Genomic DNA, 18,972 nt, shown 5'->3' with positions numbered 1-18,972 from the left:
GGTGGAAATTGTGGGAAGAAAAGGGAAAATGATTGAAAAAAGAATGGATAGCGATTATCTACATGAATCGATGTCTATACAAATTTATCAGCCAGAATCATTTTCTGACTTATACAAATATGATATTTGTATCATGCAAGACGGGAATGATTATTTCCAAATGGGCAGAGTAGCGACTTTAAGTGATCGATTACATGAATCAAAAGAAATAAATAATACAGTATTTGTTGGTATTCATTACAAGGATAAATATGATCGAAGAAAAAAATATCATCCTTCTGGTGAACAGAATAAAGCTTATATAAAGTTTCTTGTCCATGAAGTAGTACCTTTATTAGATTCAATAATTCCTACTTATCATATGGGTAGATCACGTAGTCTAATTGGAGACTCTCTAGCTGGCACATTAGCACTGATGACTGCTATTCAGTACCCAAATACGTTTGGAAAAATCGCTATGCAGTCTCCATATGTAGATGATACAGTACTGGAAGCAGTTGATAAAATTGATAATCTTTCAACTATCGATATATATCATACTATTGGTACAGCTGAAACAGATGTTTCTATGACAGATGGAAACCGGGCTGATTTCTTAACACCAAACCGCAGACTTCATGACATTTTGCAAGAAAAAGGTGCTACTTACCTCTACCATGAACTAGATGAAGGTGAACACACCTGGAAGTATTGGCAAAAAGACATGAAACGATTATTAACGAGTTTATTTGAATAAGTTTCTATTTATCGTATATTTTTGCTATACTATAAAAAACAATTTCTGATTATTAATTAAAGAACGAATTGCTATAGGAGGTTACATTATGAAATACGGTATTGCAATATTTCCATCTAAATCAATCCAAGATCAAGCTAACGCTTTAAGAAAACGATATGATCCACGTTATTCATTAATACCACCTCACTTAACATTAAAAGAATCTTTTGAAGCTGACGAAGAAACATTAAATGAAACAGTTGAGGAACTTCGTAAGATTGCAAAAGAAACAGAGCCTTTTCATATTCAAATTAATAAAGTAAGTACATTTGAGCCAGTAACAAATACCATTTATTTCAAAGTAGAACCAATTCAAGAGCTTAATGACTTGCATTCAAAATTACATGAAGGTAAATTTGATGATAATCAGACGCATCCATTTGTACCGCATATCACAATTGCTCAAGAATTGGAGCACGATGAGTTTTCCGATATCTTAGGAAGATTACAAATGGAAGGTTTTAATTTGGAAGATTACGTTGACCGTTTTCAACTACTGTATCAATTGGACAACGAATCTTGGACAGTGTACCAAACATTCGTTTTAGGAAAGGATTAATTTTCAGCATGAGAGTTAAAATTGCAGAATCAAGAGAAGAATTGGAACAAGCATATCATATTCGAATGGTTGTATTTGTAGAAGAACAGGAAGTACCAGCTGAAGAAGAGTTAGATGAGCATGATGCTACTGCTACTCATTTTTTAGCCTTTGAGAATGATACTGCTATTGCAGCAAGTCGCTTAAGGTATACAGATGATGGTTATGGCAAATTAGAAAGAATTTGTGTTTTAAAAGATCATCGTGGAAAATCTGTTGGCCAACAATTGATAAACGCGATGGAAGAAGAAATAAAACATCAAAATTATCATAAGGCAAAATTAAATGCGCAAACTCACGCACTAAATTTCTATAAGAAATTAGGCTACCGTGTGATATCAGAAGAATTTATGGATGCAGGAATTCCGCATGTAACGATGCTAAAAAACTTATAATAATGCAGGGAATCAGTGATTTAACTGGTTCCCTGTTTTTTTTATTCTTCCTTACATGATTATTACTTTTTCGGTAACACTAAGCATTGAATGCATATGTGAAGGGAGATTTCATTATGAGTGGTTATTTCAGCATGTTTTTTGAGATGGTGATTGGTTTTGTTGCACTTTTTCTTGTTACTAAAATTCTTGGGAAAACGCAGATATCACAAATAACTCCCTTTGACTTTATTGCAGCATTATTACTTGGAGAATTAGTAGGAAATGCTCTATTTGATCAAAATGCTGGAATCATTGATATATTATTCGTTATTACCATTTATGCAGTAATTATGTATACCTCAGAAATTATCTCACAAAAATACAAGCACACTCGCCACATGTTAGAGGGTTTTCCTTCCATTGTAATTTATAACGGGAAGTTAATTCGAGACACTATGAAGAAAAACAAACTAGATATTAATCAGTTACAGCATTTACTTCGTACAAAGGATACATTTTCTATTCAAGAAGTTGAATTTGCCGTTTTAGAAGCGAATGGCACATTATCGATTTTAAAAAAATCGGACTATCAAATGCCTACTCGAAAAGATTTAAAATTGAGTGCAACAGAAGTCGATTTATCAACAACATTGATTAATGATGGTGAAGTAATAATGGATAATTTAAAGGAAAAAAATCTCAGTATAGAATGGTTATCGGAACAGATTAAAAAAGAAGGTTATGAACGGATAGAGGATGTATTTTATGCAGAGTATATCAAGGACAAACCTCTTTTCCTTCTTCCCTATTTAAATCGTAATCATCAAAAATGGGATGCGGACTAACCCCAATAAAAGTACCTTATTCTATCTTCATAGTAGAATAAGGTACTTTTTTATTTATCAATAGCTATACATAATCGTTAAATTTTCTTCCTTTTCCTGTATATAAACTTATTTCTTCACTGGAAATATACGGTGATACTTTGTGTTTATCATCAACAGAGGGGTGTAATCCTTCATGCCTGGCAGCAACTTCTTGATGTTTTTGATCTAACAAAACTTTAAACGGACCTTCAATATAATTTCTATTCGTTTTCACCTGTGACACTCGTTGCTGATAATCTTGATATTGGTAATGTTCGATTGGAAGAATATAAGCCATATCAAGTCCCCTTTCTCAGCATAATTATATATATTATACGTTTAGACTCATTAATAATTGACTGTTGTATAAAAAATATACCCTCTTTTCTGAAAAAACAAACTCCAATCCATTTTTTATTTTTATATTTCTAGTCATACTCACAGTTTTTCTTATATATGCCCACACCATCCATGCTATGACACATATCCTATAAGGAAAGTAAATTCAAATTGCGAAAGGAGATATTTTTCATGGGTTGTGGAAAAAATTACGATACGGGAAGTTGCGTAGCAGATATTTTAAAAGATATTGTTGACGCTCAAAATGACATTGTAGAAAATTGCTGTGATACGAGCTGTGATCAATCCATCAACGACTTGCTAGGTGAGAACGATACCTCTAACGGTTTAGATACAGTTCCAGTTATCCTATATTGCAAGGATTGTAAACCATTCAAAGGATTTGGTGCTGTTCGTGAACACAGAAGCAAAATTGGCGATATCCTTTCTAGCTTCATCTTCCGTGTCAAAAAAGTAGATAAAGATAATTGCGCAGTTCTTGAATTGCTACTCAGTGACGGAGAAAGCTGTGGATATGATCACTTAAAAGATCCAACTGAACAAAGCACACATGATTTAGAAGCTACAGGCATTTGTATTACTGTAGATTTAGATTGTTTCTGTCATGTAACTTGCTTACCAGCAATCAATGCATTTCGTTAATAAGAAGCAAAAACACCATTCAGAAAACATCTGAATGGTGTTTTTTTAGAATCCTACTAATTGAATATCCTTTATATCCTCATAATTGATTTTTATGCTACTTTTTCGATTAGATAGACGAAATTTCACTTCTTCATTTGTCATTTCTAAAATTACCCCTCGATATTTTTTTCGATCAGTAATTACCAAACAATTAATTGGAGGTGCGTACTCCGAACGGCCAACGAAATAATCAATCTTTTCGCTGATAGACATTTCTTTAAATTGTTTTTTTTCACTATTCAGTTCATGGTTTTTTTGATTAAAATTTTCGTTATTTGCCGATGCATTTACTTGTCTTCCACCCCTTGTTTTTCTAGGAGTGATGGATTCTTTCGTCTCATTTGCAGGCTGCACACTTTCTCTACGATTCCCTATAAAATGATGTTGCATCGAGGCTTTTGGCTGATTTAATTCTGGCTGATGAATATAAAGCAACGGCTCTTTTGCATATTCTTTTTTTGACATTATTTTATACTCCCTTCATTCATCCTCTAATTAGTATATGTACCTAGAAATGATTTGTGTGCACATACCCAATAGTACATAAACAAGAGCTGTTTAATGTAATTATGAGAATATCCTTAAATATGCAATCTTTATAAAAAGCACTCCCTTATGGAAAGGAAGTGCTCGTCTTTTTTTTAAAAAACATTATACTAAATAACTCATAAATGTCGTTGCCATTCCAAAATAAATCAAAATGGAAATTAAGTCATTAATCGTCGTAATAAAAGGTCCTGATGCAACAGCCGGATCAATATTGAGTCGGTTCATAAACATTGGAATTAACGTTCCCGCCAACGTTGCAACAACTAAGGATGCCATAATCGAGAATCCCACTAGAAATCCTAAATACAAGTTCCCTTGCCATAAATAAATAATTAATACTAAAATACTTCCACACACTGTTCCAGTAATTAATCCGGTAATTGCTTCTCTACCTACCAACTTCCATTTAACAGAACTATCATAATCTCCCGTAGCCATACCGCGTACCGCAACTGCCAAAGCTTGCGTACCAGAATTACCAGCCATTCCAGCGATTAATGGAATAAACACGGCTAATACAGCGACCTGGTTTAATGTATCTTCAAACCTTCCAATCAAACTGGCTGTAAGCATTCCTAAAAACAGTAGGATTACTAACCAAGGTAATCGTTTCCTAGCTGAACGAAATGCATTGTCATCTTTTATATCTGTATTAGACATCGCAGCAAGCATCGAGTAGTCCTCACTTGCTTCTTCTTCCATAACATCTAAAATATCATCAACTGTGATTATCCCGAGCAAGTGGTCTTGAAAATCTACAACAGGTAGTGCAAGAAAGTCATAATCACGAAACATTTGCGCTACGTCCTCTTGGTCTTTAGCAACAGATACTGCAACCACTTTTGTACTCATTAATTCTTCAATTTTAGTTTCATCATCAGCAATAATTAAATCCCGAATGGAAAGTACACCTACTAAGCGTTTATTTCCATCCAAAACAAACAGATAATAAATAGTCTCTGCATCTGGTGCTTCTGTTTTCAATAAACGCATGGTTTCCGCTACGGTCATATCGTTGTAAATGGAAACATATTCTGTGGTCATAATACTACCAGCGGTTTTTTCCTCATAGTGCAGTAATTGTTTAATCTCATTCGCACTCTCTTGATCCATAATTGTTAGATAACTCGCTACTTTTTCTTTATCCAATTCATTTAAAATGTCCACCGCATCATCGGCTGGCATCTCCGCAAAAATCATCGCAGCATACCTCGGATCCATCTCCTCAAAAAATGCCGTTACATCTTCAAGATCAATATTTATGAGTATTTCTGACATTTCTTCAGGAGATAAATACGTATATATCTGCCCTCTTGCCTCTTCATCCTGTTGATTAAAAAACATTGCTTGATCATAAGGATGAATGTCTAAAAATTCTTCACGAAAAACTTCAATTTGCCCTTGTTGAAGGGCTGTTTTCACTTTTTCAATATGCTCTTGAAATTGTTCTTCATATTGAGTGTCATAACGCTCTTGTTTCATTGTTATCCCCCCAGTTTCCTTCACACTGCATAAGTGTATTTTTCCCCGTTGATTAAAAATCAAACAGAAAGTAGCATAAGACATAGAAGTTTGACGATGCTAATATAAGAATATATAGTATAAACCAATTTTAAACAGTTAAGTGAATCAATTTCATAATCGCTAAGTTTTATTAAATACGAACATTTTGTAATGGTTATATAATAATGTTCTGTAACGAAAATCAAACAACGCAACATTCGGATTTTATACCAAATGTATTAATTATAAAATTGATTCAAATATAAAAATAGCTATTATGAAATTAATACCAACTTTTATAGATTAAAACACAGTAACGTTTACCGTCAAATTTTTTATAGGGAGATTAGTGATATGAAAATTGATATTATTGGTGATGTACATGGTTGTTTAGAAGAACTAGAAGCATTACTGTACAAATTAGGATATCGAAAGAAAAATGGTACATATCAGCATGCTGATAATCGTCTTATAGCCTTTGTAGGAGATATTACAGACCGGGGTCCAGATTCAATAAAAGTAATAGAATTAGTTTATCAACTTGTAAAAGAAAAACTTGCCTATTACATCCCAGGCAATCATTGCAACAAGCTCTACCGTTTCTTTCTAGGAAATAAAGTAATGGAAAAACATGGATTGGAGACAACAACAGCAGAATTTCGTAGCTTATCAGCAGAAAAACAACACAACATAAAAATCAAATTTATGGAGCTCTATGAGAATGCTCCCCTTTACCTTCACTTTAAAAATATAAATGTAATAATCGCACACGCAGGTATACCGGAGCATCTAATCGGAAAAGAAGATAAGCAAACAAAAACATTTGTGTTATACGGGGATATTACAGGAGAATTCGATCAAAAGGGAAAACCAATTCGCCGCGATTGGGCCAAACATTATCACGGTGATATATGGATTGTATATGGACATACTCCTGTACTTGAACCACGTATTATAAATCATACAATAAATATTGATACTGGTTGTGTATTCGGAAATAAGTTGACGGCTTATCAATTTCCAGAAGATGAATTTGTCTCCATCCCCTCTAAACAACCGTTTATCAGTGACAAATTTACTCATTTTGGCGAATCAACCTAACCTTAATCGTTTCAATAAGATTCCCATATCTTGTGGAATATTTGCGTCAAGCTGTATTTTTTCATTTGTTATTGGATGCAACATTGTAATTTGCTTACAATGTAAAGCTTGGCGCTGTATAATGTCTCTTTCTCCTCCATACATATCATCACCGTATAAAGAATGGCCAAGGTATTGAAAATGTACCCTTATTTGGTGTGTTCTCCCTGTCTCTAATTTAATTTCTAATCGTGAAGCTCTATAATCAGAGCGTACCACAGTATAGTTTGTTATAGCATGTTTGCCATTGATTACGTCAATCGTACGCTCAATAATCGATCCTTCTTTCCTACCAATAGGAGCATCGATGATGCCTGACTTTTGGATTATTTCTCCATGAACAATCGCTTCATATACACGTTGAATTTTTCCTTCTTTTTGCATTTGTGAAAACAAAGAATGAATATATTGATTCTTTGCTACTAAAACCAGGCCAGACGTTTGCACATCTAGCCTGGTAACAATATGAACAGTAGAAGGTATCGAATTTTCTAGATAATGATAAGTTAATCCATTTGCTAGCGTATTGTTATGATGGTTCATAGATGGTAGACATGCTTGTCCTGCAGGTTTATTTACTACAAGGCAGTACGCATCCTCATAAATAATGTCTAAAGGTAATTTTTCCGGTGTGATCACATCACTATGTCTTTCATTAGGAAATACTATTTTTAGAATGTCTTCGCTCTGCAATTTATAAGTTACCCATTGTGAAGTTCCGTTTACTTGTATGCTGCCTGGTTCCTTCTTCAAAGAAACAAGTAACCTTCTAGAAAAATGATGGATTTGTTGTAAATATGTTTTAATCAACATCCCCTCTTCATTCTTCTTGATTTTCCACCGTAAAATCAAGTTAATCTTCCTCCGATACAAAGGAATCTCGAACCCGATTCCAAAACGGGAACTGCTTAAAGCGAGCAAACCGTACCTTCTCTTTTGCTACTCTACATTGTATCGATTTTACATTTTGATAATTCTTTGTAAAGTGATCAATTTGAATTAGAAAGCTGCTATCTACCATTGGTTTTAAGAAGCAAGTATGATGTTTTGGCAGTATAAGAGGTGAACCGATAGTACGAAAAACTCGATTATTAATGGATGCATTCTCTGTTATTTGGATTGCTTCTAACGATGGATGCAGAATTGCACCTCCAAGTGCTTTATTGTATGCAGTGCTTCCAGAGGGTGTAGAAATACAGATTCCATCTCCACGAAATGTTTCAAAATGCTCACCTTTTATCTCCACATCAAAGACCACAGACGAACCATCCGCTGTTTTAATCATTGCTTCATTTAAAGCAAGAATGCGATCTTCTTTCCCGCCTGACTTTCCTCTAATAATTACTTCCAATAAAGGGTACTCCACTGTTTGGAAAGGAGTTTTTGCAATCTCTATGATCAGTCTTTCCACATCGTTTGGAGTCCAATCTGTATAAAAACCTAAATGCCCAGTATGTATCCCTATAAAAGCTGTATCTTCTAATCGATGAACATAGCGATGAAATGCTTCCAGGAATGTACCGTCTCCTCCAACAGAAATTACTAAGTCGGGGGCTTCCTTATCATAAACTAATCCAAAATCGGATAAATATTGACGCATCATTGCTTTTATTTTTTCTGAACGATCATCACCTTTTGAGACAATTTTAAAGTTCATTTATTATTTCTCCTTCGACTATTATTTACGATGAAACACTCTTTGTGCCTCATGAATTTCACTTCTTATTTTAGACATTTCTTCATCTAATTTAAAGGCTGCTTCAGCCGCCTTTTGTAATCGCAATCTAACCTTAGATGGCAGCTTTCCATCATATTTATAGTTTAATGAGTGCTCATTCGTTGCCCAAAAATTCATTGCTAACGTTCGAATTTGTATCTCAGCCAATACAATCATTTCACCATGTATCGTTTCTACTGGATACTTAATAATCATATGATATGACCGGTAACCACTATCTTTTTTATGGGATACATAGTCTTTCTCTTCAACAATTTCAAAGTCATTTCTATGTTGTAGCATATCTACAATCGTATAAATATCATCAACGAATTGACAAACAACCCTTACACCAGCAATATCTTGCATTTCTCTTTCCACATTCTCTATAGCAATACCTCTGCTTTGTGCTTTTTCTATGATACTTGGTACTGGCTTCACTCTCGCTGTTACAAATTCAATTGGTGAATGACTTGACTCTTTTTCATACTGGGAACGCATCCCTTTTAACTTTACTTTTAATTCCTCGACTACTTGCTTATATGGAGCAAGTGTTGATTCCCAATTCATGGTTATCACCCTAAACGTATTCTAATAATTGCCAATCCTATTTTATCATAATCAAAATAATCAACAAGTACTATCCCCTGCTATTTAATAACGATGATAGTTATTTTTTGCATTGAAAACTGTTATTAGCCATAATAGATATAAGCTTTCTACGAATAGGAGAACAATGAAGATGTCACAAGAAATCGAAATTGAATATAAAAACTTATTAACCAAGGATGAATTTATCCAGTTGCAGCAGGATTTATCGTTCCCAACCTCATCTGTTAAACAAACGAACTATTATTTTGAAACAAAAAATTTTGATTTAAAGAAACATGGATCAGCTTTACGAATTAGAAAGAAGCAAGGGCAGTATCAATTAACCTTAAAACAACCACATGAAGATGGATTATTAGAAACTCATGATGATTTAACGGAACAAGAATTCCAAAAATGGATACACGGTGAAATAATACAAAAGCCACATACAACAAAACAATTAAGTGAAATGAATATCTCACCTACAAGTCTTAATTATGCTGGATATCTTACTACAAATCGAATGGAAATTGAATTTAATGGCACTCAATTGGTCTTAGATCATAGTAACTATTTAGGTATAGAGGATTTCGAATTAGAATTAGAATCTGCGACAAAAGAACATGGGGAAAAAGTATTTCATGGATTATTAAATAAATATCATATACCTATTCGACAAACTCCTTCTAAAATAGAGCGTTTTTTCCATCAAATGTAACGTTGACAAAAATTATGGAGAAATATTCCTCGATCAGATTGGTTGAACAACCATAACTGGGTTGCTACAATAGTTACACAAGGAGAATTGTTATGGAACAGATTGAACATCGTACTATCTATGAAGCCATTGGTGGCTATAAAACAATGAATAATATTGTTCATGCATTTTATACAAGAGTTAATGATCATCCAGATTTAAAACCAATATTTCCAGATGACTTAACAGAAACGATCAGGAGACAAATGCTGTTTCTCACGCAATTTTTCGGTGGCCCTAGACTATATGAAGAAGAAAGAGGCCATCCAATGTTACGTAGGAGACACCTTCCCTTTCCCATTACACCAACACGAAGAGATGCTTGGTTAACATGTATGGCAGCAGCTTTAGAAGAAGCTGAAATTAAAGAACCTTATCGTACAGCTATGATGGAACGATTAACACTAACTGCTAATCACATGATGAATACGCCTGAATGAGAGAAAGGAGAATCCGATGTGAGTTGGAATCAACAAGAGCTTACCAGCTCCAATCATACAAACACATCGCCCAATTATAACTATATTGATTATGTTCAGAAGCCAATAGAAATGTATGTTTTTATTGATCCTTTATGTGCAGAATGCTGGTCATTAGAACCATATATTAAAAAACTTTCTGTTGAATATGGACGTTTTTTTACCATTAGGCAAATTGTAAGTGGACAATTATCTAATCTTAATGTTGATGTATTTGAAAAACCAAAAAAATTAAAAGATATTTGGGAACGGACTGCAAAACGAACAGGAATGAGTTGTGATGGTAATATATGGGATGAAAATCCAATTGATTATCCTTATGTACCGTCCCTAGCAATAAAAGCTGCAGAACTACAAGGTAAAAAAGCTGGAAAAATGTTTGTACGTAAGCTTCAAGAGAACTTATTTATTAATAAAGAGAATATTTCTGATGAAAAAATATTGTTAAAATGTGCCACCGAAGCGAAATTGGATATTGAAGAATTTGAACGTGATTTATTTTCTTCCAGTGCAAAGAAAGCATTGCAGTGTGATTTAAAACTAACGAGAGAAATGGAAGTTGATTATATTCCAACAATCGTTTTTTTTAATCAATCTGTAGAGGATGAAGGTGTGAAAATTTCTGGACTATATCCGTACGAAATTTACGAACTCGTACTAAAAGAAATATTGCAGAAGACACCAATTCCATCATCCACACCACCTTTAATTGATTTTTTAAAACATTATCAAGTTTTGGGTACAAAAGAAATTTCCGTCGTATATGATTGGTCTTTAGATAAAACAGAAAAAGAAATGAAAAAACTCCAGTTTCAACAAATTGTGGAACGAATTCCAGCAAAGTACGGTTCATTCTGGAAATATATAGACACTAAAAAAAGCTAAGACAAATTTAAGTCTTAGCTTTTTTGAACAAAAATATAGGATATACGGGGCAGCGTATATCCTATTTCCGTCTTTGTATATCTACAAAGGGGGATGGGAGAAAGTTTCATGATCAAACAAAAGGGGTATTTGTTTGTATTCAACTTACATTTTAATATTAACAATTCATTTCTATAGATGCAACACTTATGTTCATGTTTTCACAAAAAGTTCACTTCTAATTTATTTATGAAATACATAGACTCAAATAGCTAGTTCATTACATTTCATGAAAGGAGGAAGTTGGCAAAGATGCGTAGGCGCAAAAACTATTTCCCATTTCTATTTTTTATACTTACCGTGTTAGCCTTCTTCTTAAATTTACTTGCCATGTTAGAAATGATGCCGATATATTTTACAGCTCCCCTTTTTATCATTTGTATCTATTTAACATTACAATCTATCAGTAAAATGAATACCTCATATCGATAAAAAGGATATCTTTTTTTATATCCCACATGTAACGGGAAGAAAAAAAGAGTTCGAGTAGAAACTCGAACTCTTTTTTATTAGCCCAATAATTGTTCCATCTCTGCTAATTTTTCTTCAAAGACATCCAATGCATCTAAAATGGGTTGTTTAGATGTCATATCAACACCAGCTTTTTTCAATACATCGATTGGATCTTCACTACTTCCTGATTGCAAGAATTGTAAATAGCGATCATTGGCACCTTCTTTTCCTTCTAATATATTATGTGCAAGCGCAGTAGCAGCAGAGTAACCTGTGGCATATTGGTACACATAATAATTGTAATAGAAGTGAGGTATTCTGGCCCACTCTAATCCGATATATTCATCGGAAACCACATCTTCACCAAAATATTTTTTATTTAGTTCATAGTAGATTTGAGTGAATTTTTCAGCTGTTAATGCCTCTCCCTCTTGATCTTGTTTGTGAATTTCATGTTCAAATTCAGCAAACATCGTTTGACGGAACACGGTACCTCTAAACCCTTCTAAGAAATGGTTTAAAATATATAATTTTTCTTTTTCATCTTCTAAATGATTTAATAAATAATCATTTAACAATGCTTCGTTTGTCGTAGAAGCAACTTCTGCAACAAAGATAGAATAATTACCATACCTGAATGGTTGATGCTTTCTTGAGTAATAACTATGCACGGAGTGACCTAATTCATGTGCTAGCGTGAATGTATTATTAATGTCATCCTGCCAATTCATCAAGATATATGGATTTGTTCCATAAGCACCGGATGAATAAGCACCACTTCGCTTCCCTTTATTCTCTTCAACATCAATCCAACGATTCTCAAAGGCAGATTCTAATACTTTTTTATAGTCATCACCGAGTGGTTTCAGACCTTTTATTACATATTCTTTTGCTTCTTCATATGTTACCTTCATTTTCACATCTTTCACCAACGGAGTATAAAGATCATACATATGCAATTCATCTAGGTCCAATACTTTTTTACGCAACTTTGTATAACGATGCAATAATGGTAATCGTTCATTTACTGCTTCTACTAAGTTATCGTAAACCTTTTCTGGAATGTTATTATCATCTAGCGCAGATTGTCTAGCACTATCATAATTACGTACTTTTGCGCTGAAGTTATGAGACTTTACTGTACCACTTAACGTTGAAGCGAATGTATTTTTAAAGTTTTCATATGTTTGGTACACAGCATCAAACGCGCTTTTTCTAACGTCTCTATCCTTTGATTCTAAAAATGTAGAATATCTTCCGTGCGTTACTGCTACCTCTTCCCCATCTTCATTGGTGATTGATGGGAATGTTAAATCTGCGTTATTTAGCATACCAAAAGTTTGTGATCCTGTAGACATTGGTTCAGATGCTTCTGCTAGTAACGCCTCTTCTTTTTCACTTAATACGTGTGGGCGTTGTCGATTAATATCTTCAAGTACCTTCTTATATTCTTGCAATCCTTCATGTTCCTCTAAAAATTGTTGTAACTTATTTTCTTCAATGGTAAGAATCTCAGGTACAATATAACTTAAATTACTGGAGGCAATAGTTATTAAATTCTCAGCTTGCGCATTTAACCCTTGATAAAAAGAGTTTGTCGTATCCTGATCATAACGCATATGTGCATACGTGTATAGCATGCCTAAACGTTGAGAAAGCTCATCTTGCTTTTTAAATAAAGAAAATAATGTATCTGCAGACTCATGTAATCTTCCTTTAAATTCAGTTATTTCAGGGAACGATGCTCTTAATGATTTAAGCTCCTCTTTCCAAGCATCATCACTAGGGAAAATATCCTCTAATTTCCAAGTAAGATCTGTCGGTATTTCATCTCTTTTAGGTAATTCTTTACTCATGTGCACTCCTCCTTATCTTCTCTCAACATAGTATATTACTTAGTATAACGAAATAATATAGAATCATGCTCACATTTTGCCCTTTTTTTCCAAAAATAATTGAGTTATTATTTTTTCATCTCCTTTAAGCGCATCTTCTAGATGAACATACATTTCTACATTCTTTAATTTAACATACGTAGAATTTGAGGTCTTTTTTAAATAACCGAGGATTTCAAGATTTGTTAAAAAAGAATGTATTGCAGAGTATTTCTGATGAATATTTGGCAATTGTTTTATAATATTTTCATCTAATATCTTTGCACATCTTGAAATGGTTAATGTAGCAGATATGGAAAGATCTTGTATTAGATTTATAATTATTTCGGTTTGCCACATCCAAAAAGGAGTATTCATATGGATTTGCCATTTATTTGGCAAAAAGCAAATACTGGGTAAATGATGAAAAATTATGCCTTGCTCATATAATTTCCTTCTCCAGTTCATTTCCTTACCTGGATGAATAATCGGTTTATTACGTATTTGTTGAAGTTGTTCAATCCAAACTTGAGGAAATCTTAAAGAAATAGGTATATCTTTAAAGATTCTTTGGAATGGGATAGTTTGTATTGGGGCTATATTAATCGTAGCAAAAGCTTTAGTAAATTGATATGGGTAAATATGTGATAGTGAGGCAAAATACCGAGTAGTTGGATCGAAGAAATATAGAACAGGAACTTTTTGTTGTGGAAATAAGTGAATACAAGATTGAAGAAAAGAACTTAATTTAAATTGATTATTACTCAACCTTCGAAATTGATTCATCCCAACAATCCAGATAACATGCAGATTAATTTGATTGTAAGCACTTGTTCTTTCCGCAATTTCTTCTGCAGATATTTTCGCGCATTGAAATTCAATAATAATTATCTTATTTAATACTTTTATTACCAAATCAGCTCTTCGATTGATTTGTGGAAAATATACTTCTAAATCAACTTCAATATTTTGGTCAGTTAACCATTGATAAAGCAAATATTTGCCCATTTCATGATACATTCCCTCTCCGTTACCATATCTACAAAATGAATGTGGTAAGTGTGAAAAATGAGCAATTACTTTTCGACCTGATCGAATAATTACTTTAGAATTACAGGTTGGACAATAAAAAGGTTCTTTATTCTGTTTCCATTGTATGATATTTCTTTCTGATTCTTGAAACAGTATAATGAAATTACCATGTTTATTCATTGCTTTTTGCACTAAATTAATTCACCTCCCGTCTATAGACCTATTTCGACAGTTATAAAAAAAATCCTTCCAAAAAAATAAACATCCTCTTTTAATAGAGAATGTTTATTTCAAATGTAATGGAAAATGTTCCCTAATACTACTGAAGGTATCGTTTTCCATTACTTTCTTTCCGTATTCTTCTAAAACATGAATAGAAACAGATGAATCGGACGCATACTCAAGCACTTGACTGATGACATCTTCTTGTCGATTATCATCTAATACATCATAGGAGAATTCCATATACAAGTAATATTTACCGTTATAGAAATATAACGTCTCTTCTCCAAAATTCGATATATCTACGAATTGATGACTTAATTGAATTAAATCTTCAAAATCATCAAACTCAACAATAATCCATAAATTATCTTCCGTTAAGTCATCATCTTCACTATCAGATTCTTCAGATTCACTAGGGTTTTTACCGAATTTTTCACCAAGAATACTTTCTATTTTTTCATCGACAGGAATATCTACACTGCCATCTTCCGTATCTAATTCAAGATGTTCACCATTCTTAGATACTTTCGCTTTTGTAACGATGATTTCTAAACCTTTTTCCATCGCTTGCACCTGAATCCAAAGTGGTCCTTCAGGATTAAAGTCTTCTCGATAATTTACCTCATCCATCATTTGCCAAAAAAGCTGTTCACTTCTCTCGCGATTGTACCAAATTTCTTCTCTTTCAAAGCCAAGCTCTTCTATATCTAAATACGAAATGTAAAACTTAATTGTATTTTCGTTTATTCTTTCTATCTCCATATTCACGCTCTCCCTTCTTGATTATAGAAGCATCCGCTACCTACCTTCCCACATGTGCATCAAGCGTGCTTTAAAGTAAATAATAATATCCTCCATACTTCCTATCCTATAATGCATGTACCCGTTAACTATATATTTTAATCTTTAGTTGATCTCATACCTCTATTGTATGATAGTGTACGGAACGTTGGAAATTAATATGCCTATCTTTTTTGATTTTTATTTTCCATTTTTCTAACCCGCATGCAACGGATAGAGTGATGCCCACTTCTAGCGATGACGCTTAACTAAAGGGTAGTCAAGTATCCGTAAATTCTCAATTTAATTCAAGGGCTTTAAATCATACCCTTGTGCTGATATTAACATATAGTGAAGGATAACCAATCTATCCATAATAAATACAGTTTCACATTATCGATAAATATTTGCTTTAATGATACAGATAAATGCTATTTTAGAATTAATTGCTAGTTAGTTATTCTAACGTATTTCGGCTTGTTTGTCATTTTATCTAACTGAATCAATTTCATCAATAATAAAGATTGCCAATACGGCTACTTATTCGATTTTCATTACTTACGGGCATTTTTTATCAGACAAGGCTTTATTTTCACAGAAAGAAAAGCTTATTCATATGGAGCTTTAGCTGCTATCAAGTCTCCGCTGGTTATTTTTACCAAGTTAAATCTTGAAGTTGCGCTATTATAAATTTGTATAACTGTTAAAAAAAGAAAAGACGCAGGAATACTCCGCATCTTTTCTAGTTTTATTAATTTATATTTAATTAACCATACGTTGTGCTTCACGCAATTGGAATGTGCGAACTGTTCTTGGTAAAAACCGACGAATCTCATCTTCATTATAACCAACTTGAAGTCGCTTTTCATCTAATATAATCGGCCTACGCAACAACCCAGGATTTTTCTGGATTAGATTGAATAAGTTTTTCATTGGCAGTTGATCAATATTTACATCCAACTTTTGGAAGACTTTTGATCTTGTGGAAATAATCTCATCCGTGCCATCCTCTGTCATCCGCAATATTTCTTTTATTTCATCGAGACTTAATGGCTCAGAAAAAATATTACGTTCTGTAAAAGGTATGTTGTGTTCTTCCAGCCACGCTCTTGCTTTCCTGCAGGAAGTACAGCTTGGTGAGGTATAAAGTGTTACCATGTAACTTCACTCCTCAATCTAATATATATTTTCGAGCTTTTTAATCAACTTATTAAATTAAAATAAGTCTAAATAACTCATATGTAGTTATTATACTACAATTAGCTACCAAAAGGTAGGGGGGTACAACAAAAATTCATTTATTTGTTTATGATTCTTTTCACTTACAAGTAACATTCCCGATGCATGTTAAAATTAAACCTTTTTTCCAATTAATTTAACAAAAATGTTGAAAACGTTTTCTTCTAAATTTTCTAAAAAAACAGTAAAAAACACTTGCAAAACAAATATAAAACATTTATGATAATTTACATAACTAAACATGTTAGGAAATCTAACATTAATATTAAAGGGGTGGAGTAATGAAAAAATTGGAAGCAATTATACGTCCAGAAAAATTCCAGTCTCTACGCGATGAGTTATCTTCAATAGGAATTGGTGGATTAACTGTTACTGAAGTAGCAGGTACAGGAAAGCAAAAGGGCCAGACAGGAGTTTATCGGTCAACAGAATTTCAAATTCAATTGCTATCCAAATTAAAAGTAGAGATGGTGGTCGAAGAAAGCCAATTAGACGAAATTGTTGATATTATTATTAAAAGTTGTAAGACAGGTAATATAGGCGACGGAAAAATTTTTGTTTCACCAGTGGAAGAAGTCATTCGAATTCGTACAGGTGAACGTGGTGTAGAAGCTGTTATATAAATTATGAAGGGGGATCACAAAAACATGATAAAGAAAATTTCACTTTTATTTATAATACTCTTACTTTTATCTACTCCTGTATATGCTGCAACACCCACTCCCGAATCATTAGAATTATCCGTTAACTTAATTTGGGTAATGTTAGGTGCATTCTTAGTATTTTTTATGCATGCAGGATTTGCTATGGTAGAATCTGGATTTACGAGATCGAAGAATACATTAAATATCCTTATGAAGAATTTCTTAACGATAAGTGTCGCTGCTATCTTATTTTTCTTAGTTGGTTATGGCATTATGTTTGGTTCTTCTTCCGGCTCTATTATAGGTAGCGATGGATTCTTACTTAGCGGAGTTAGCGAAATAGACTTTTTCGTATTCCAAGCTATGTTTGTTGCTACTTGTGCAACGATTATTTCCGGAGCAGTTGCGGAAAGAATTAAACTAGGCAGTTATATCCTGATTGTAGCAGCAATGACAACAATCATTTATCCAGTTGTTGGACATTGGGTTTGGCAAGGAGATGGATGGTTAACTGCGATAGGATTTAGTGACTTCGCTGGTTCTACTGTTGTTCACTTAACTGGAGCTGTAGGAGCGTTTGTAGTAGTACTTATACTTGGACCACGTATCGGAAAGTACAAAGGAAAGAAAGTCAATGTTATCCAAGGGCATAATTTACCTTTAGGTGCTCTAGGAGTTTTCATCCTTTGGTTAGGTTGGTTCGGTTTTAATGGAGGTAGTACATTAGCAGCAGATCCATCACTTGTACCGTATGTAATAGGAACAACTTTATTATCTACTTCTGCCGCATTAGTGTCATCTTCTTTATATACAAAAATCCGATTTAAGAAGGTAGATGCATCATTATCAATGAATGGTGTACTTGGTGGATTAGTAGGTATTACTGCAGGTGCTGCAGAAATTTCTCTTGGGGGATCAATTATTGTCGGACTAATTTCTGGTGTAGTACTTGTAGAAGGGATTCGTTTCTTAGATACAAAATTACGTATAGATGATCCAGTTGGAGCTATTGCGGTACATGGAATCTGTGGTATATGGGGTACGTTGGCAATTGGTTTATTTTCTGTTAATACCGGACTTTTCTACGGAAATGGTATTTCACAATTAGGTATCCAAGCCATTGGAGTGCTTGCAGTAATTGCTTGGGTAGCAATTACAACCGGTGGATTCGCATATGTAATGAATAAATTTTCTCCAATTCGCGTTTCAGAGGAAGAAGAAATTTCTGGACTTGATTTTGCAGAACACGGTTCTAGTGCATATAACTTTAAAGAAAGTTTATTAGAAGGAACGGATAATAATTCTTCAAGCGGCCTAGCTGAACGTTTAAATAATAATATTCCGATTGGAGAAACAAGTAACCAAAGTTCTTAATGTCGTTATTAAAAAATCCGAGTTATTT

At 33.5% G+C, this 18,972-nt stretch carries 21 protein-coding genes; 11 read left to right on the top strand and 10 right to left on the bottom strand.

The features are described from left to right. Nucleotides 1-10 precede the first annotated feature (10 nt). The 4 genes from AQ616_RS11610 (at nt 11) to AQ616_RS11595 (ending at nt 2,598) form a co-directional block, all read left to right on the top strand. Nucleotides 11-736 (top strand): alpha/beta hydrolase, encoded by a 726-nt coding sequence (locus AQ616_RS11610; RefSeq protein ID WP_017796365.1) that lies wholly within the window; start codon nt 11-13, stop codon nt 734-736. Nucleotides 737-824: 88 nt separating this feature from the next. Next, the gene (locus tag AQ616_RS11605; RefSeq protein WP_017796364.1) at nt 825-1,337 is read left to right on the top strand and encodes a YjcG family protein; all 513 of its coding nucleotides are present in this window, start codon (nt 825-827) and stop codon (nt 1,335-1,337) included. A gap of 8 nt (nt 1,338-1,345) precedes the next feature. Then, nucleotides 1,346-1,771 (top strand): GNAT family N-acetyltransferase, encoded by a 426-nt coding sequence (locus AQ616_RS11600; protein WP_017796363.1) that lies wholly within the window; start codon nt 1,346-1,348, stop codon nt 1,769-1,771. A 116-nt stretch (nt 1,772-1,887) separates the two neighbouring features. Continuing rightward, a complete protein-coding gene (locus AQ616_RS11595; RefSeq protein ID WP_017796362.1) occupies nt 1,888-2,598 on the top strand; it encodes a YetF domain-containing protein in 711 nt (236 codons plus the stop codon). Nucleotides 2,599-2,662: 64 nt separating this feature from the next. Here AQ616_RS11595 and AQ616_RS11590 read toward each other — a convergent pair whose 3' ends face one another. Next, nucleotides 2,663-2,917: a hypothetical protein gene (locus AQ616_RS11590; protein WP_069685837.1), complete on the bottom strand. Its 255-nt coding sequence runs from the start codon at nt 2,915-2,917 to the stop codon at nt 2,663-2,665. A 233-nt stretch (nt 2,918-3,150) separates the two neighbouring features. On the opposite strand from AQ616_RS11590, the gene AQ616_RS11585 reads away from it, so the two are divergent. Beyond that, entirely contained in the window at nt 3,151-3,621 is a 471-nt protein-coding gene (locus AQ616_RS11585; RefSeq protein WP_017796360.1) for a CotY/CotZ family spore coat protein, read from the top strand. Nucleotides 3,622-3,666: 45 nt separating this feature from the next. Here the strand turns inward: AQ616_RS11585 and AQ616_RS11580 are convergent, their stop codons facing one another. Next, nucleotides 3,667-4,128 (bottom strand): CotO family spore coat protein, encoded by a 462-nt coding sequence (locus AQ616_RS11580; RefSeq protein ID WP_017796359.1) that lies wholly within the window; start codon nt 4,126-4,128, stop codon nt 3,667-3,669. A 186-nt stretch (nt 4,129-4,314) separates the two neighbouring features. Beyond that, the gene (mgtE, locus tag AQ616_RS11575; protein WP_017796358.1) at nt 4,315-5,694 is read right to left on the bottom strand and encodes a magnesium transporter; all 1,380 of its coding nucleotides are present in this window, start codon (nt 5,692-5,694) and stop codon (nt 4,315-4,317) included. A 375-nt stretch (nt 5,695-6,069) separates the two neighbouring features. On the opposite strand from mgtE, the gene prpE reads away from it, so the two are divergent. Continuing rightward, the gene (gene prpE / locus AQ616_RS11570) at nt 6,070-6,816 is read left to right on the top strand and encodes a bis(5'-nucleosyl)-tetraphosphatase PrpE (RefSeq protein ID WP_017796357.1); all 747 of its coding nucleotides are present in this window, start codon (nt 6,070-6,072) and stop codon (nt 6,814-6,816) included. On the opposite strand, the gene AQ616_RS11565 is transcribed toward prpE, so the two are convergent. Genes AQ616_RS11565 through yjbM form a run of 3 tightly spaced genes read right to left on the bottom strand, consistent with a single transcriptional unit; the run spans nt 6,808 to nt 9,142 of the window. Next, entirely contained in the window at nt 6,808-7,707 is a 900-nt protein-coding gene (locus AQ616_RS11565) for an RluA family pseudouridine synthase (protein WP_077596266.1), read from the bottom strand. The genes prpE and AQ616_RS11565 overlap by 9 nt on opposite strands. Before the next feature lies 1 nt (nt 7,708). Further along, nucleotides 7,709-8,512, bottom strand: a complete 804-nt coding sequence (locus tag AQ616_RS11560; RefSeq protein WP_017796355.1) for an NAD kinase — start codon at nt 8,510-8,512, stop codon at nt 7,709-7,711. A 21-nt stretch (nt 8,513-8,533) separates the two neighbouring features. Further along, complete coding sequence (gene yjbM, locus AQ616_RS11555; protein WP_017796354.1) at nt 8,534-9,142, bottom strand: GTP diphosphokinase; 609 nt, start codon at nt 9,140-9,142, stop codon at nt 8,534-8,536. 172 nt (nt 9,143-9,314) lie between these two features. Between yjbM and AQ616_RS11550 the strand changes: the two genes are divergently transcribed. The 3 genes from AQ616_RS11550 to AQ616_RS11540 all read left to right on the top strand — a co-directional run bounded on the left by AQ616_RS11550 (nt 9,315) and on the right by AQ616_RS11540 (nt 11,284). Next, nucleotides 9,315-9,881 carry a CYTH domain-containing protein gene (locus AQ616_RS11550; protein ID WP_017796353.1) on the top strand — a complete coding sequence of 189 codons (567 nt, stop codon included), beginning with the start codon at nt 9,315-9,317 and terminating at the stop codon, nt 9,879-9,881. Nucleotides 9,882-9,973: 92 nt separating this feature from the next. After that, nucleotides 9,974-10,360: a globin domain-containing protein gene (locus AQ616_RS11545; RefSeq protein ID WP_017796352.1), complete on the top strand. Its 387-nt coding sequence runs from the start codon at nt 9,974-9,976 to the stop codon at nt 10,358-10,360. Between the two features lie 18 nt (nt 10,361-10,378). Next, complete coding sequence (locus tag AQ616_RS11540) at nt 10,379-11,284, top strand: ClpXP adapter SpxH family protein (RefSeq protein ID WP_017796351.1); 906 nt, start codon at nt 10,379-10,381, stop codon at nt 11,282-11,284. Between the two features lie 548 nt (nt 11,285-11,832). Here the strand turns inward: AQ616_RS11540 and pepF are convergent. The 4 genes from pepF to spxA all read right to left on the bottom strand — a co-directional run bounded on the left by pepF (nt 11,833) and on the right by spxA (nt 16,845). After that, nucleotides 11,833-13,632: an oligoendopeptidase F gene (gene pepF / locus AQ616_RS11535; protein WP_069685836.1), complete on the bottom strand. Its 1,800-nt coding sequence runs from the start codon at nt 13,630-13,632 to the stop codon at nt 11,833-11,835. A 69-nt stretch (nt 13,633-13,701) separates the two neighbouring features. Next, nucleotides 13,702-14,874 carry a competence protein CoiA family protein gene (locus AQ616_RS11530; protein ID WP_069685835.1) on the bottom strand — a complete coding sequence of 391 codons (1,173 nt, stop codon included), beginning with the start codon at nt 14,872-14,874 and terminating at the stop codon, nt 13,702-13,704. A 93-nt stretch (nt 14,875-14,967) separates the two neighbouring features. After that, nucleotides 14,968-15,669, bottom strand: a complete 702-nt coding sequence (gene mecA, locus AQ616_RS11525) for an adaptor protein MecA (RefSeq protein WP_069685834.1) — start codon at nt 15,667-15,669, stop codon at nt 14,968-14,970. 780 nt (nt 15,670-16,449) lie between these two features. Then, nucleotides 16,450-16,845: a transcriptional regulator SpxA gene (gene spxA, locus AQ616_RS11520; protein WP_011065612.1), complete on the bottom strand. Its 396-nt coding sequence runs from the start codon at nt 16,843-16,845 to the stop codon at nt 16,450-16,452. Between the two features lie 362 nt (nt 16,846-17,207). Here spxA and AQ616_RS11515 point away from each other — a divergent pair, with 362 nt between their 5' ends. Next, nucleotides 17,208-17,549, top strand: coding sequence for a P-II family nitrogen regulator (locus tag AQ616_RS11515; protein ID WP_069685833.1), 342 nt, complete (start codon nt 17,208-17,210; stop codon nt 17,547-17,549). A 24-nt stretch (nt 17,550-17,573) separates the two neighbouring features. Then, the gene (locus AQ616_RS11510) at nt 17,574-18,944 is read left to right on the top strand and encodes an ammonium transporter (protein ID WP_069685832.1); all 1,371 of its coding nucleotides are present in this window, start codon (nt 17,574-17,576) and stop codon (nt 18,942-18,944) included. Nucleotides 18,945-18,972: the final 28 nt, after the last annotated feature.

Origin of the sequence: Oceanobacillus sp. E9 (genome assembly GCF_001741975.1) — a bacterium.
In the GTDB taxonomy this organism is placed as follows: domain Bacteria; phylum Bacillota; class Bacilli; order Bacillales; family Amphibacillaceae; genus Oceanobacillus; species Oceanobacillus kimchii.
The sequence above is the reverse complement of the archived record's forward strand: the minus strand, read 5'-3'. Positions and strand labels throughout refer to the sequence as shown.

Coding starts and splice junctions, on each gene's coding strand:
- AQ616_RS11605 (WP_017796364.1), top strand. CDS start 825: ATGAAATACGGTATTGCAATATTTCCATCTAAATCAATCCAAGATCAA.
- AQ616_RS11600 (WP_017796363.1), top strand. CDS start 1,346: ATGAGAGTTAAAATTGCAGAATCAAGAGAAGAATTGGAACAAGCATAT.
- AQ616_RS11595 (WP_017796362.1), top strand. CDS start 1,888: ATGAGTGGTTATTTCAGCATGTTTTTTGAGATGGTGATTGGTTTTGTT.
- AQ616_RS11590 (WP_069685837.1), bottom strand. CDS start 2,917: ATGGCTTATATTCTTCCAATCGAACATTACCAATATCAAGATTATCAG.
- AQ616_RS11585 (WP_017796360.1), top strand. CDS start 3,151: ATGGGTTGTGGAAAAAATTACGATACGGGAAGTTGCGTAGCAGATATT.
- AQ616_RS11580 (WP_017796359.1), bottom strand. CDS start 4,128: ATGTCAAAAAAAGAATATGCAAAAGAGCCGTTGCTTTATATTCATCAG.
- mgtE (WP_017796358.1), bottom strand. CDS start 5,694: ATGAAACAAGAGCGTTATGACACTCAATATGAAGAACAATTTCAAGAG.
- prpE (WP_017796357.1), top strand. CDS start 6,070: ATGAAAATTGATATTATTGGTGATGTACATGGTTGTTTAGAAGAACTA.
- AQ616_RS11560 (WP_017796355.1), bottom strand. CDS start 8,512: ATGAACTTTAAAATTGTCTCAAAAGGTGATGATCGTTCAGAAAAAATA.
- yjbM (WP_017796354.1), bottom strand. CDS start 9,142: ATGAATTGGGAATCAACACTTGCTCCATATAAGCAAGTAGTCGAGGAA.
- AQ616_RS11550 (WP_017796353.1), top strand. CDS start 9,315: ATGTCACAAGAAATCGAAATTGAATATAAAAACTTATTAACCAAGGAT.
- AQ616_RS11545 (WP_017796352.1), top strand. CDS start 9,974: ATGGAACAGATTGAACATCGTACTATCTATGAAGCCATTGGTGGCTAT.
- pepF (WP_069685836.1), bottom strand. CDS start 13,632: ATGAGTAAAGAATTACCTAAAAGAGATGAAATACCGACAGATCTTACT.
- mecA (WP_069685834.1), bottom strand. CDS start 15,669: ATGGAGATAGAAAGAATAAACGAAAATACAATTAAGTTTTACATTTCG.
- spxA (WP_011065612.1), bottom strand. CDS start 16,845: ATGGTAACACTTTATACCTCACCAAGCTGTACTTCCTGCAGGAAAGCA.
- AQ616_RS11515 (WP_069685833.1), top strand. CDS start 17,208: ATGAAAAAATTGGAAGCAATTATACGTCCAGAAAAATTCCAGTCTCTA.
- AQ616_RS11510 (WP_069685832.1), top strand. CDS start 17,574: ATGATAAAGAAAATTTCACTTTTATTTATAATACTCTTACTTTTATCT.